Genomic DNA, 15,392 nt, shown 5'->3' on the forward strand with positions numbered 1-15,392 from the left:
CCCATCCGCCCAAGGGAGTCAGCCATGCCTCGTGCCGCCCGGCCGCCGCGCTTCTACTTCAACCTGCGCAGCCCCTACAACTTCTTCGCGCTGCGGGAACTGCGCGAGAACCACCCCGGCCTGCTCGACCGGCTGGAGTGGCGGCCCTTCTGGGAGCCCGACGAGATCAGCCGGAAGCTGCTGGCCGAGGCGGGCGCCGAGTTCCCCTACGTCCCGATGTCCCGGGCCAAGCAGTTCTACATCCTGCGGGACGTGCGCCGGCTCGCCGCGGCCCGCGGGCTCACCCTGACCTGGCCGGTGGACGCCGACCCGTGGTGGGAGCCCGCGCACCTGACGTGGTTCCTCGCCGAGCGCCGGGGCCTGGGCCGGGCGTGGGTGGAGCGGGCGGGCCGGGCCCGCTGGCTGGAGGGCCGTGACCTGTGCGACCCGGCCACCGTGCGTGAACTGGCCGTCTCCATCGGCCTGGACGCCGAGGAGGCGGGCGCCGTCACCGACGACCCGGAGATCCGGGCGCAGGGCGCCAAGGCCCTGGTGGACGTGGCCCGCGACGGCGTGTTCGGGGTGCCGTTCTTCATCAACGGCTCGGAGCCCTTCTGGGGCCTGGACCGAGTCGCCGACTTCGCGGCGACCTTCCCCGAGCACGCCCCCGCGCCCGCCGCGCGAAACGCCGAACCCGCCGAGCCCGGCATCGCCCTCGTCGGCGGCCCCGCCTCCGACCTGAGCCACGCGGGAGGCTGCGGATGAGCACCTCCGTGCAGGCCCTGCCGCTGACCTCGATCCAGGAGGCGATGTGGACCGCGTACCGCATCGCCCCGGACAGCGCCGCCTACAACATCGTGATGCCGCTGCGGCTGAGCGGCCGGGTCGACCCCGCCGCCATGGACGCCGCCGTCACCTCGGTCGGAGAACGCCAGGAACTGCTGCGCTCCGTCTTCGCCGAACACGGCGGACGCCCGGTCCGCATCGCCTCCGGCACCCCCGTCGTACGGATGGAACTGCGGGACCTGGACGGAATCGACGAAGGCGGGCTGCTGCGCGCGGTCGAGGAGGCCGGAGCCCGGCCGTTCCGGCTGGAGTCGGGGACCTTCCGGGTGGTGCTGCTGCGCCGCGCCGACGACGACTGGGCGCTGGTCACCTCCGCCCACCACATCGTCAGCGACTTCACCTCCCGCTGGCTGCTGGTCCGTGACGTCCTCGTCGCCTACGCGGCCCACGCCGCCGGCACCGCCCCCGACTGGCGCCCGCTGAAGGGCACGTACACCGAGCACGCGGCGGCGGAGCTGGCGCACACCGCCTCCGAGGCCGGGATGCGGGCCGCCGCCGCCTGGCGGGAGTCGGTCGCCGGATCGGCCCCCGCCGAACTGCCGCTGGACCGGCCGCGCCCCCGGGTGCGCTCGCTGCGCGGCGACACCGTCGTGCGCCGGCTCGCCCCCGAGGCCGCCGACGGGATCGGCGCGGCGGCGGGCGCGGCGGGCGTGACACCCTTCGCCTACCTGCTGGCCGTGTTCCAGTCGCTGACCCACCGCTGGACGGGACAGGACGACTTCCTGCTCGGGGTGCCCGCCTCCAGCCGCTCCGGCCGCGGCCAGCGGGACGTGATCGGCTGCTTCCTCAACACCATCCCGGTGCGGGCCGAGTTCGGGCCCGGCACCACCTTCCGGGACGCCGCCGCACAGGCCGGCGAGCGGATCATGCGGGGCATGTTGGGCGTGCGCTACCCGTGCGGACTGGCCTTCCCGCAGGCCACCCTGTTCCGCGCCGCGCTGTTCCTGGTCCACATGGACCGCATGGAACCGCCGGTGCCCAACGTGCCGCCGGGCCAGGCGATCGGCCGTGCCATCCCCTACGCCGGGCTCGACATCGCCCTGATCGACGTGCCGCAGCAGGAGGGCCAGCTGGACCTGCTGCTGCGCATCGAGCAGACCCCCGAGGGCGTGACCGCGGTCTTCTCCTACGACACCGACGTCCTGGACCGGACGACCGTCGAGCGGTTCGCGGACGGCTACGAGCGGATGCTCACGGCCGCCGTGCGGGACCCGCACGCCCGGATCACCGACGTCGAACTGACCGCCGACGCCGACCTGGACGCCGTCCTGGCCCTCGGCTCCGGCGAGACCGGCGCCTTCGACGACTTCAACTCCTTCAACTCCTTCGATTCCTTCGAGAAGGCATGGGACCACCGATGACCACCACCACGATCGCGGTGATCGGCGCGGGCATCGGCGGACTCGCCGCCGCCGCGGCCCTGCACCGCCGCGGCATCGACGTCCACGTCTACGAGCGCGGCGACACCCTGCGCGAACAGGGCGTCGGCATGCACCTCGGCCCCAACGCCACCCGGCTGCTGACCCGCATGGGTCTGGCCGGACAGCTCGCCCGGCAGGCGGTGCGGCCCGAGGCGCTGGAGGTCCGCGCCTTCCACGACGGCTCCACGGTGGCGCGCCAGGAGATGGGCGCCGCCTGGGAGGAGCGGTTCGGGGCCCCCTACCTGACCGTGCACCGCGGCGACCTGCACCGGATGCTGGCCTCGCTGCTGCCCGCCGAGCGGGTGCACACCGGGCGCGAGCTGACCGGTTACGAGGAGGGCGCCAAGGGCGTCACGCTCCGGTTCGCGGGCGGCACGGTCACCCGGGCCTCCGCGCTGATCGGCGCGGACGGCGTCCACTCCCTGGTCCGCCGTCGGCTGACCGGACCCGAGCGGCCCGTGTACTCCGGCAACTGCGCGCTGCGGGGCCTGGTCGACGCGGCCGCACTGCCGGACCTCGACCCCGCGCGGATGTACATGTTCGCGGGCCCCGCCGGGCGCGTACTGCTCTACCCGGTCAGCGGCGGACGGCAGTTCACCTACGTCGCCGTCGCCCCGGCGCCCGAGGGGCCCGACGAGTCCTGGACGAGCGCGGCCGGGCCCGCCGACCTCGACGCGGCACTGGCCGGATGGGCGCCGCAGGTGCGGGCCCTGGCCGGCGCGGCGCGGGACGTGCGCCGCTGGGCGCTGTACGACCGGTCGCCGCTGGAGCGGTGGAGCACCGCCCGCACCACGCTGCTCGGCGACGCGGCCCATCCGATGCTCCCGCACCACGGACAGGGAGCCAACCAGGCCATCGAGGACGGGGTGGCCCTCGCGATCTGCCTCGACGAGGAGGCATCGGGAGCCGCGGGCATCGCCGCCGCGCTCCGCCGTTATGAAGCGACCCGCCGGCCGCACACGACCCGTGTGCAGCTGGGTTCACGGGACGGACAGCCCACCACCACACAGAAGAGGAAACCTTCCATGACCAACAACCTCGGCAACAACGGCTCGAACAACAACCGCAACGTCAACAACCGCAACGTCAACAACCAGGCCGCCGATGTGGCGTGGATCCTCGCCAACGACGTCGAGGCCAACCTGAACGACAACAACATCAACAACAACCTGCGCAACAACGCCGCCTGATCGCTCACCGGCGAACAGTCCACGGCAACCACGAGCCCCCGGCGCCCCTCGGCGCCGGGGGCTCGCCCCTGTCCACGGTGTCTGGGCGGAGCGTATAGGTGGCCGATAAACGCCCGATAGCGCTGCGTTCAACCATGGGCCACACCTCACCGCGCAGAAGGGACACCCCATGGCTGAACACATGAGCGACGAAAGCGTGTACCGCGTCGTGCTCAACGACGAGGAGCAGTACTCGATCTGGTGGGCCGACCGCGCCCTGCCCGCCGGCTGGCACGCCGAGGGCACCGAGGGCAGCCGCGAGGAGTGCCTGGAGCGCATCGACACCCTGTGGACCGACATGCGCCCGCTGAGCCTGCGCCGCCGCCTGGCCGAGGCCGGCGCCGGCAGCTGATCCGCACCGCCGATCCCGATGGAGGAGAGATCGTGAACGAGCCTGCGAAGTCGGGACGCGTCCCCGGCCATCTGCTGATACCCCCGCTGTTCCGTGCCCAGGCCGCCCGCACCCCGGCCGCGGCCGCCGTCGTCCGCGCCGACGGCACCACCGTCACCTATGCCGAACTGGCCGCGCTCGCCGACCGGTTCGCGGCCGGGCTGCGGTCGGCCGGGGTGCGCCCCGGCGACTTCGTCGGGGTGTGCCTGCGCCGAAGCCCTGAGCTGGTCGCCGCGTTCCTCGGCGTCTGGCTCGCGGGCGCCGCGTACGTGCCGCTGGACCCGCACCACCCGGCGGCCCGCCTGGCGGCGGTCCTGGCGGACACCGGCGACCCGGTCGTCCTCGCCGAGCGGGCCACCGCGCGGAGCCTGCCCGGCACCGTCCGCACGCTGACCGTCGAGGACCTCCAGGGCATCACCGGCGCCGAGGGCGAACTGCACCACGAGGGAGTGCAGTTCGCTTTCGACGCCGACCAGCCCGCCTACGTCCTGCACACCTCCGGCTCCACCGGCCGCCCCAAGGGCGTGCTCGTGCCGCACGGCGGAATCGCCAACCGGGTGCGCTGGCTGGCGCACCGGCACCGGGTGGGCGCGAGCGACCGGATGCTGCTGAAGACGACCGTCGGCTTCGACGCCGCCGGCCTCGAACTGTTCTCCCCGCTCATCGCCGGCGGTGCCGTGGTGCTCGCCCCCGAGGGCGCCGAGCGCGACCCCGCCGCCCTGCTGCGGGCCGTCATCGACGGTGGCGTGACGATTCTGCAGGGCGTGCCGTCCGTCTACCGCCGCCTCGTCGAGGAGCCCGGCTGGGAACGCGCCGGCGCCCTGCGCCTGCTCTTCAGCGCCGGAGAGCCGCTCCACGCCGAGCTGTGCCGTGCCCTGCACGACCGGGTGCCCGGGGCGGAGATCTGGAACACCTACGGACCCACCGAGGCGTCCGTCGACATCACCGAGCACCGCTGGGACCCGGCGCAGGACACCGGCGCCGTGCCGATCGGGCGGCCCATCGGCAACATGCGCGTCCTCGTCCTGGACCAGGCCGGGCGCCCGGTCCCCGTGGGCGTCCCCGGCGAACTGCACGCGGGCGGCGTCGGTCTCGCCCTCGGTTACCTCGGCCGTCCCGGCCAGAGCGCCGAGCGCTTCGTGCCCGACCCGCACCGGGAGGGTGCCCGCCTCTACCGCACCGGCGACCGGGCGCGCTGGCGGCCCGACGGCGTCCTGGAGTACCTCGGCCGCCTGGACCATCAGGTCAAGGTCAACGGCGTCCGGATCGAACCCGGTGAGATCGAGGCCGCGCTCGCCGCCCACCCCTGGGTGCGGGCCGCCGTCGCCGCCGCGGTGCCCGACGGCCGCGGCGGACACCGGCTGGTCGCCTGGGTGCAGTCACGCGGCGAGCCGCTCGGCCCGCAGGAGCTGCGCGCCTTCCTGCGCCACTCGCTGCCGGAGCCGCTGGTGCCGACCGCCTACGTACCGGTCACCGAGTTCCCGCTCACCCCCAACGGCAAGATCGACCGGTCCGCGCTGCCCGACCCGGCGGACGCCGCCGCCGAGACCGCGCACATCCCGGTCCGCACGCCCGCCGAGCGGGTCGTCGCCGAGGAGTGGGCGCGGCTGACCGGCACCCCGGCCGCCGAGATCGGCGCCGACCACGACTTCTTCCAGCTCGGCGGGTCCTCGCTGATGCTCAACCGGCTCGCGGCCGGCCTGTCCCAAGCCGCCGGACGGCACATCCCGGCGACCGCGCTGCTGACCGCCACCACCGTGGAGCAGCAGGCCGCGCTGCTCACCGCCGGCCGGGCGGCGGACGACACCGCCGCACCGACGGCACAGCGCTCCGTGACCCCGGTCGTCCGCGACCCGCACGGTCTGCCGCTGTCGCCCGGCCAGCAGAGCATGTGGCTGCTGGACCGGCTGCGCCCCGGCAGCGCCGAGTGGAACGCGCCGGTCTTCCTGACCCTGCCCGCCGAGTACGACGACACGGTCGTACGCGGGGCGCTCAGCGCGCTCGCCGCCCGCCACGAGATCCTGCGCACCCGCTACCTGCTGCGCGGCACCGAGCCGGTGCAACTCGCCGACCTGCCCGCCGAGTGGGACGTCCGCTTCGCCCGCGCCGACACGGCGGACGAGCTGAACGCGCTGGTGGAGACCGAGTTCGCCATCCCCTTCGACCTGGTGCGGGGGCCGGTGCGCCGGGCCCTCGCGGTGCGCGGCCGGGGCACCCTGACCCTGCTGCTGAGCATCCACCACATCGCCTGCGACGGCTGGACCTCCGTCGTGCTGGAGCGCGACCTCAAGGCGCTCGCCGAGGCCCTGCACACCGGCACCGACGCGCACCTGCCCGCCCTGCCCGTCCAGTACGCCGACCACGCCGTCCACCGGCGCGCCCGGCTGACCGACACCTTCCTCAGGTCCGAACTCGCCCACTGGAAGGACACCCTGGACGGCATCACGCCGGTCGACCTGCCCGCCGACCGGCCCCGCCCGGCCACCCGGGACGCGGCCGGCGCCGCGCACGTCTTCACCGTGCCGGCCCCGCTCGCCGAGCAGGTCGCCGCGCTCGGCCGCAGCCGCGGGGCCACCTTGCAGCAGACCCTGCTGACCGCGTTCGCCGCCCTGGTGGCCCGGTTCAGCGGCAGCTGGGACGTCCCGGTCGGGGTGCCGGTCGCCGGACGGCACGGCGACGAGGTCGCCGAGGTGGCGGGCTACTTCCTCAACACCCTGGTGCTGCGCTGCGACGCGCCCGCCGGTACCCCGTTCAGGGAGGCGCTGGTCCGGGTCCGCGACACCGCCCGTACGGCCTTCGCCCACCAGGAGCTGCCGTTCGACCGGCTGGTGACGGAGCTGGACGACACCCGCGACCCGGCCCGCACCCCCCTCTACCAGGTGATGTTCGACGTCCACGAGGAGGGCCGCACCGGCACCGCGGTCGACGCCGGTGACGTGGCCGCCTTCCGAGGCGCCTGGCGCACCGCCCGCACCGACCTGACCTTCGTGCTCCAGCGCCGCCCCGACGGTTCGCTGCTCGGCCTCGCCGAGTACGCCACCGCCCTGTTCGACGCGGCCACCGTCGAGCGGCTGGCCGACTGCTGGATCCGGCTGCTGGAGTCGGTCACCGCCGACCCGGACCGCCCCCTGGGCGACATCGACCTGCTGCCCCCGCCGCTGCGCGCCGAGCTGCTCGGCCGCGGCCCGGGCCGGCCGGAGCCCGGCACGGTCACCGGACCCGAGCGCACCGTCGACGCGGCCATCGCCGCGGCGGCCCGGCGCGCGCCGCGGGACACCGCGGTCGTGTGCGGCGGCGAGAGGTGGACCTACGAGCGGCTGGACCGCCGGGCCGAGGCGTTCGCCGCCGGGCTGCGGGCCGCGGGCGCCGGCGAGGGCTCGGTGGTGGCCGTCCTGCTCGGCCGCACCCCCGACCTGGTCGCCGCGTTCCTCGGCGCCTGGCGGGCGGGCGCCGCCTACGTGCCGCTGGACCCGGCCGCCCCGGACGAGCGCACCGCGCACGTCCTGGCGGACGCGGCGGCGACGGTCCTGGTCACCGACGGCACCCACGCCGCCCGGCTCACGGGCCGCTTCGACGGCCGGGTGCTGGACGCGTCCACGGTCACCGAGACCACGACGGGCGCGCCGTCCGCGCAGCCCGTTCCGGCGCCGGCCGACGACCCCTCCCGCCTCGCCTACCTCATGTACACCTCGGGCTCCACCGGGCGGCCCAAGGGCGTCGCCGTCGAGCACGGTTCGCTGCTCACCATGCTGCGCGCCTCCCAGGCCCATCTGGACTTCGGCCAGGGCCCGGACGACGCCTGGCTGGCACTGGCCCAGGTCACCTTCGACATCTCCTGCACCGAACTGTTCATGCCGCTGGTGGCCGGGGGACGGGTGGTGCTCGCCCGGGAACAGGAGCAGCGCGACCACGCCGCCCAGCTGCGGCTGATCGACGAACACGAGGTCAGCCACCTCCAGGTGGCCCCGACCCACTGGCAGCTGCTGCTCGACGCGGGGCTCGACCGCCGTCCGATCGTCGGCCAGACCGGCGGCGAACCCTGCCCGCCCGCGCTGGCCCGCGAACTCTCGCGCCGCCTGATGCGGTTCATCAACGAGTACGGGCTGACCGAGACCACCATCGCCGCCACCCGCTGGGACGCCGACGACACCGTGACCGGAGTGCCCGTCGGCCACCCCTACCCGCATGTGACGGCGTACGTCCTCGACGAGCGTCTCCAGCCCGTGCCGTACGGCGTCACCGGCGAACTGTGCGTCGGCGGCGACGGGCTCGCCCGCGGCTACCACGGCCGTCCCGGCCCGACCGCCGCCGCCTTCGTGCCCGACCCCTACGGCCCCGCCGGGGCACGGCTGTACCGCACCGGCGACCGGGCCCGGATGCGGCCCGACGGCACCCTGGAGTTCGCGGGCCGCGCCGACGGCCAGGTCAAGATCCGCGGTCGCCGGGTGGAGACCGGCGAGGTGCAGGGCGTCCTCGTCGAGCACCCGGCCGTCGCGCAGGCCCACGTCACCGTGCACGGCTCCGGGCCCGAGGCCGCTTTGGTCGGCTACTGGACGCCCGCCTCGGACGCGGGGCCGGTCACCGACGGCGAACTGCTCGACCACTGCGCCCGCCGGCTGCCCGACTACATGCTGCCCGCCCTGCTCGTGGGCCTGGACCGGCTGCCGCTGACCCGGCACAACAAGGTCGACACCGCCGCGCTGCCCGTGCCCGACCTGGCGGCCGCACTCGCCGACGAGCCCTACAGCGCACCCGAGGGACCGGTCGAGGAGGCCCTCGCCGCGATCTGGTCCGAGGTGCTGTTCGGCGACGGCGCCGCCCGGCCGGTCGGGGCCCGCCAGGGCTTCTTCCGCATCGGCGGCAACTCGGTCCGCGCGGCCCGGGTGATCGCCCGCGTCCAGGAGGAGTTCGACGTCGAGCTGCCGCTGAGCGCCGTCTTCGAGCGGCCCACCGTGCGGGGCCTCGCCACCGCCGTGGAAGAGGCCGTGCGCGCCGAGATCGAATCGCTCACCGAGGCCGAACTGGCCCTCGCCCACCGGGAGTACCAGCCGTGACCGCACCCACCGCACCGAACCGGGAAGAGCTGGCGGCCGACCTGCTGCGCCGCCGGCTGGCCGCCCGCGCCGGAGGCCGCCGCGCGGTCCCCGCCGCGATCCCGCGCGCCGACCGCTCGCAGCCCCTCGTCCTGACCGCCGGACAACGCAGCCTGTGGTTCCTGCACCAGCTCGACCCGGACAGCCCCGAGTACCTGCTGCCGATGGTGTACCGGCTGCGCGGCGCCCTCGACACCGGTGCCCTGCGCCGCGCCTTCGACACGCTGGCCGCCCGCCACGAGATCCTGCGCACCCGGTACGTCCTCGACGGCACCGAGCCCCGCCAGGTGATCGACCCGCCCGGCCCGGCGGACTTCGCCGTCGTCCCGGGCGGCGAGGCGGACGGTGAGGTTGATGCCGACGGCCGCGCCGTCGCCTTCGCGGAGGAACAGGCCGCCCGGCCCATCGACCTCGCGGCCGAGCAGCCGCTGCGCGTACGGCTGCTGCGGCTCGCCGCGGACGACCACGTGCTGGTGGCGGTGGTGCACCACATCGCCTGCGACGCGATGACCCGACCGCTGCTGCTGTCCGAGCTCTCGGCCCTGTACACGGCCGCCGTCGAGGGCCACGACCCGGCGGGCGCGCTGCCCGAGCCGACCCTCCAGTACGCCGACTACGCGGCGTGGCTCACGAGGCGGGACGGCTCACCGGCCGCTGCCGCCGACCTGGCCTGGTGGCGGGAGCGGCTGGCCGGACTGGCCCCGCTCGGGCTGCCCACCGACCGTCCCCGGCCCGCCGTCCGCGACGGCGGCGGCGCCATGACGCGCTTCGAGGTGCCCGCACCGGTCGCCCAGAGCCTGCGCGCACTCGCCCGGGACGAGGGCGCCACCGCCTTCATGGTCCTGCTCGCTGCCTGGCAACTGCTGCTCGGCCGCTACGCCGGCACCACCGACGTGTGCGTCGGCACCGCCTCCTCCGGCCGTACCCGGCCCGAGCTGCGCCAGATGGCCGGCTACGCCTACAACACCCTGGCGCTGCGCGCCGCCTGGCGGCCCGGGACGCCCTTCCGCCGCTTCCTCGCCGACAGCCGCACGGCCGTGCTGGCCGCCTTCGACCATCAGGGCACCCCCTTCGACCGGATCGCCGACGAGGTGGAGCCGGAGCGGGACCTGTCCACCACGCCCGTCTTCCAGGTCATGTTCGACCTCGTCTCCGGCGAGGGCGGCCCCGAGGGCCCCGAGCTGCCCGGCGTGAGCGTCGCGCCCGTACCGGCCGAGAGCCGCGTCTCCCGCTTCGACCTCACCCTGCACCTGACCGAACGGCCCGACGGCACCCTGCACGGCAGCCTGGAGTACGCCACCGCGCTCTTCGACGCGGCCACCGCCGAGCGGATCACCCGCCACTACCGGACCCTGCTCGCGGCGATCGCCCGGGCCCCCGGCACCCCGGTCGCCGACCTCGACGTCCTGGACGCCGCCGAGCGCGCCCTGCTCCTCGACGGCCCGGCCACCCCCGTGGGGACCGACCGCCCGCTCGAACTCGGGGCCCTGCGCCCGGTCTTCGAGACGATCGCCGCGCAGATGGCGGCCACCCCGGACGCGCCCGCGCTGCGGCACGCCGGCAGCACCGTCACCTACGCCGAACTCGACGCCCGGGCCGACCGGTTCGCCCGCCGCCTCACCGCACTGGGCGCCGGCCCCGAGGCCGTCGTCGCCGTCCTCCTGGACCGCGGCCCCGACCTGATCGCCGCGCTGCTGGGCATCTGGCGGGCGGGCGCCGCCTACCTCCCGGTCGACCCGGCCCACCCGGACGACCGCGTCGCCCACATGCTGGCCGAGACCGCGACCGCCCTGGCCGTCACCGAGAGCCGGTACACCGGCCGCCTGACCGGCGTGCGCACGGTCGTCGTCGACGACCCCGCCGAGCGGGCCGCGCTGGAGGCGGCCGACGCCGAGCTGCCCGCCGCCCACGACCTGGACCGGCTCGCCTACGTCATCTACACCTCCGGCTCCACCGGGCGCCCCAAGGGCGTCCTGATCAGCCACCGCGGCCTCGCCAACTACCTGGGCTGGACGGTCCAGGCGTACGCGAGCGCGGGCACCGGGGGAGCGCCGCTGTTCTCCTCCATCGCCTTCGACCTGGGCGTGCCCGACCTGTACACGCCGCTGATGACCGGGCAGCCGGTGCACCTGCTGCCGCAGGACGTCGACACCGCCGGCCTCGGCGCGCTGCTCGCGGCAGGCGGACCGTACGCCTTCATCAAGCTCACCCCCGGCCATCTCAACCTGCTGGTGGAACAGTTGGGACCGGATCAGGTGCGCGGGCTGGCCGGACTCGTCATCGCCGCCGGTGACTCCTTCACCGCCCGGCTCGCCGAACGATGGGCGACGGCGGCGGGCGAGGGCGGCACCCGGCTGGCCGCCGAGTACGGGCCCACCGAGATCACCGTCGGCAACTCCGCCTACTTCCTGGACGGACCGGTCGCCACCGAGCTGGTCCCCATCGGCCGGGCCGTCCCGCACACCACGATGTACGTCCTGGACGACCGGCTGCGCCCGCTTCCCACCGGCGTCCCCGGCGAGGTGTGGATCGGCGGCACCGGACTGGCACGCGGGTACGCCGGCCGCCCCGACCTGACCGCCGAGCGCTTCGTGCCCGACCCCTTCGGCCCGCCCGGCAGCCGCCTGTACCGCTCCGGCGACCTGGCCCGGGTGCTGCCCGACGGCAACCTCGACTTCCTCGCCCGCGTCGATCACCAGGTCAAACTGCGCGGCTACCGCATCGAGTTGGGGGAGATCGAGACCGCGCTCACCGCGCACCCGGCCGTCACCGAGGCCGTCGCGATCGTCCGCGAGGACACCCCGGGCGACAAGCAGCTCGTCGCCTACGTCGTACCGGCCCCCGGCACCGGCGCCGACGAGCTCGGCCCGGCCGTCCTGCGCGCACACCTCGGGGCGTCCCTGCCGCCGTACATGCTGCCCTCCGCCTACCTGACCCTGGACGCGCTGCCGCTGACCGGCAACGGCAAACTCGACCGGCGCGCCCTGCCCGCCCCCGGCCGCGCCGCCACGGCCGTCGGCGCGCACGTCGAGGCCCGCACCGACGCCGAGCGGGCCATGGCCGCCGTGTGGGCGGATGTACTCGGCCTCGACACCGTCGGGGTGCGCGACAACTTCTTCGACCTGGGCGGAGACTCGCTGCGCGCGGTCGCACTGGTCGGGGCGCTGCGCGCGGCCGGCTGGGAGACCAGCGTCCGGGACGTCTTCGAGCACCGGACCGTCGAGCACCTGGCAACGGCCGTCGCCCGCACCGGCGCCCCGGCCGCCGACGCGCCCCGGACCGTCGCCCGGTTCGCTCTGATCGACGCCGCCGACCGGGCGGAACTGCCCGCCGACGTCACCGACGCCTACCCCGTCTCACGCATCCAGGCGGGGATGCTCGTCGAGATGCACGGCGGCAGCGGCGAGAACCGCTACCACAACATCACCTCCTTCCGGATCCGCGACGAACTCCCCTTCGACCCGGCGGCGTTCCAGCGGGCCGCCGACCTGATCGCCGAGCGGCACGAGGTGATGCGCACCTCCTTCGCCCTGACCGGGTACTCTCAGCCGCTCCAGCTGGTGCACGCCGCCGCCCGCATGCCCGTCGTCCACGAGGACCTGCGCCACCTCCCCGAGGACGCCCGGCAGCAGGCGCTGTGGGACTTCGCCGACCGGGACCGGGCCGAGCTGTTCGACCTGACCCGGGCGCCGCTGATGCGGATGGCCGTGCACCTCCTCGACGACGAGAGCTGGTGGCTGTCGATCACCGAGTGCCACCCCGTCATCGAGGGCTGGAGCTACCACTCCCAGCTGATGGAGATGCTCCGCGCCTACCGCGCCCTGCGCACCGGCGGCGAGCCCGCCCCCGCGCCGCCCGCGCCCGCCGTCCGCTACGCCGACTTCATCGCCGGTGAGCTGCGCGCCCTCGACGACCCGGCCGACCAGGAGTTCTGGCGCGGGATCGTCGAAGGACACGACAAGTTCACCGTGCCGCCCGGCTGGGCGGGCGACCCCGCGGGACCCGACGAGCGCTACCGCATCGACCTGCCGCTGACCGACCTGGAACCGGGCCTGCGCGCCCTGGCGACCGCCGCCGAGGTGCCGTACAAGAGCGTGCTGCACGCCGCGCACAGCAAGGTGCTGTCGCTGCTGACCCGCTCCGCCGCCTTCCGCGGCGGCATGGTCGCCGACGCCCGGCCCGAGGAGGCCGGCGCCGAGACCGTCTCCGGCATGTACCTCAACTCGGTGCCCTTCCCCTACGAGCGGACCGCCCGCACCTGGGGCGAACTGGCCCGGCAGGTCTTCGCGCACGAGGTCGCGCTGTGGCCGCACCGCCGCTTCCCGATGCCCGCGATGCGCGTGCCCGGCGGCGAGGCCCACCTGATCGACGTGCTCTTCCACTACCTGGACTTCCACCAGGTCGACACCGAGCTGATCGACATCATGGCCAGCCGCGACGACAGCCCCAACGAGTTCCCCCTCGTCGTCGGCACCCCCGTCCGCGGCCACCTCTCCCTCGCCTCGCGCACCCGCACGCTCTCCCGGCCCGCCGCCGACCGGCTGGCCGCGCTGTACCGCGCGGTGCTCACCGAGATGGCCCGCGCGGGCGCCGACGGCGACAGCACCGGCGCCTTCCCCGACCGGTACGAAAGCGCCCGCCTCAAGGCGCCCGCCCTGCCCCATCCCGAGACCCCGGCCGACGTCCTCGGCGCCTTCGAGGAGCGGGCCGCCCGCACCCCGGCGGCCACCGCCCTGCACGGAGAGGACTTCCGCCTCTCCTACGGCGAGCTCGACGCCCGCGCCAACCGGATCGCCCGCCGGCTGCGCGCCCTCGGCGCCGGCGCCGAGACCCGGGTGGCGGTGCTGCTCGACCGCGGCCCGGACCTGGTCGCCGCCCTGCTCGGCGTGTGGAAGGCGGGCGCCGTGCAGGTGCCCCTCGACCCGGGCGCGCCGGACGCCCGGCTCGCCGGGACCGCGCCGCGGATCGCCGTCACCCAGCGCTCGTACCTCTTCCGGCTGCCCCTCGCGGAGGTGCTGATCGCCGAGGACGCCGCCCACGAGGGCGACGGCTCGCCGCTCGGCCTGCGGCACGACCCGGACCGGCTCGCCTACGTCCTGCACACCTCCGGCTCCACCGGCACCCCCAAGGCCGTCGAGGTCTCCCACCGGGCCCTCGCGCACTACCTCGACTGGGCCGTACGCCAGTACACCGAGGCCGGCCCCGGCGGGGCACCCTGGTTCACCCCGGCCGGCTTCGACCTCGGGATGCCCGCGCTGTACGCGCCCCTGATGACCGGGCAGCCGGTACGGGTGCTGCCGCAGCGGTACGGCACGGCCGAGTTCGGGCCGCTGCTGCTGCATGGCGCGCCCTACGCCTTCGTCGGCCTGACACCGGGCCATCTGGCGCTGCTGGAACACCAGTTGACCGACCGGGAACTGGCCGGGCTGGCCGGGCTCGCGGTCTGCGCCGGGGACGCCTACCCCACCGCGCAGGCCGAACGGGTCGCGGCCCGGATCCGCGCCGGCGGCGGGGGCATGGCCCTCGGCGCCGAGTACGGGCCCACCGAGGCCACCGTCGCCGCCACCTACGGCCCCGTGCGCACCCGGTCCGCTCGGGCCCTGGTCCCGCTCGGCGCCGCACTGCCCGGCGTCCTGGTCCGCGTCCTCGACGCGGAGCTGCGGCCCGTGCCCGACGGCGTCACCGGCGAGGTGTTCCTCGGCGGCGACGGACTCGCCCGCGGCTACGGCGGCCGCCCCGACCTGACCGCGCTCGCCTTCCTGCCCGACCCGTACGGACTGCCCGGCAGCCGTCTCTACCGCACCGGGGACCTGGCCCGGCGACTGCCGGGCGGGCACCTGGAGTTCGCGGGCCGCACCGACAGCCAGGTCAAGATCCGCGGCCACCGGGTGGAGCCCGGCGAGGCCGAGGCCGCCCTCACCGCCGATCCGGCCGTACGGGAAGCGCTGGTCACAGCGGTCCCGGCCGCCGACGGCGGGAAGCGGCTCGCCGCCTGGGTGGTGCCCGCCGAGGACCGCACCGTCGAGGTCGCCGCGCTGCGGGACCGGCTGCACACCCTCCTGCCCCCCGCGCTCGTCCCGGCCACCGTCGAAGTGGTCACCGCCCTGCCGCTCACCCCGCACGGCAAACGCGACCGGGCCGCCGTCGTGGCCCGCGAGGCGACCGGCGCGGGCGCGGCACCGTACACGGCACCGCGCACCGCCACCGAACGGCGGCTCGCCGCGGTCTGGGCCGAGGTGCTCGGCCTCGAACGGGTCGGCGTCGACGACGACTTCCGCGAACTGGGCGGCGACTCGCTGCTCGTGCCGCCGCTGCTGGTCGCCGCCCGCCGCGCGGGCCTCGCCCTCGACCTGACCACGGCCCTGCGCCACCACACCGTCGCGCGGCTCGCCGCCGCCCTGGACCACTCCGCAACCAGCTAGGAAAGGCTGAA

The 15,392-nt window shown here is 75.5% G+C and carries 6 protein-coding genes; all 6 read left to right on the forward strand.

The window, feature by feature from the left end:
- Positions 1–24: 24 nt before the first annotated feature.
- The 6 genes from AB0I06_RS29715 (at position 25) to AB0I06_RS29740 (ending at position 15,381) form a co-directional block, all read left to right on the forward strand.
- Positions 25–744 (forward strand): DsbA family protein, encoded by a 720-nt coding sequence (locus AB0I06_RS29715; protein ID WP_363121921.1) that lies wholly within the window; start codon positions 25–27, stop codon positions 742–744.
- Positions 741–2,186: a condensation domain-containing protein gene (locus tag AB0I06_RS29720; RefSeq protein ID WP_363121922.1), complete on the forward strand. Its 1,446-nt coding sequence runs from the start codon at positions 741–743 to the stop codon at positions 2,184–2,186. The genes AB0I06_RS29715 and AB0I06_RS29720 overlap by 4 nt, the downstream gene beginning before the upstream one ends.
- On the forward strand, positions 2,183–3,436 hold the full coding sequence (locus AB0I06_RS29725) for an FAD-dependent monooxygenase (RefSeq protein ID WP_363121923.1): 1,254 nt from the start codon (positions 2,183–2,185) through the stop codon (positions 3,434–3,436). Before AB0I06_RS29720 ends, AB0I06_RS29725 begins: the two co-directional genes overlap by 4 nt.
- Before the next feature lie 169 nt (positions 3,437–3,605).
- Positions 3,606–3,827, forward strand: coding sequence for an MbtH family NRPS accessory protein (locus AB0I06_RS29730; RefSeq protein ID WP_363121924.1), 222 nt, complete (start codon positions 3,606–3,608; stop codon positions 3,825–3,827).
- Positions 3,828–3,859: 32 nt separating this feature from the next.
- Complete coding sequence (locus tag AB0I06_RS29735; protein WP_363121925.1) at positions 3,860–8,920, forward strand: amino acid adenylation domain-containing protein; 5,061 nt, start codon at positions 3,860–3,862, stop codon at positions 8,918–8,920.
- Complete coding sequence (locus tag AB0I06_RS29740) at positions 8,917–15,381, forward strand: amino acid adenylation domain-containing protein (RefSeq protein WP_363121926.1); 6,465 nt, start codon at positions 8,917–8,919, stop codon at positions 15,379–15,381. The genes AB0I06_RS29735 and AB0I06_RS29740 overlap by 4 nt, the downstream gene beginning before the upstream one ends.
- The last annotated feature ends 11 nt before the right edge of the window (positions 15,382–15,392 follow it).

The sequence above is a fragment of the Streptomyces sp. NPDC050674 genome (assembly GCF_040654575.1).
Classification (GTDB): Bacteria; Actinomycetota; Actinomycetes; order Streptomycetales; family Streptomycetaceae; genus Streptomyces.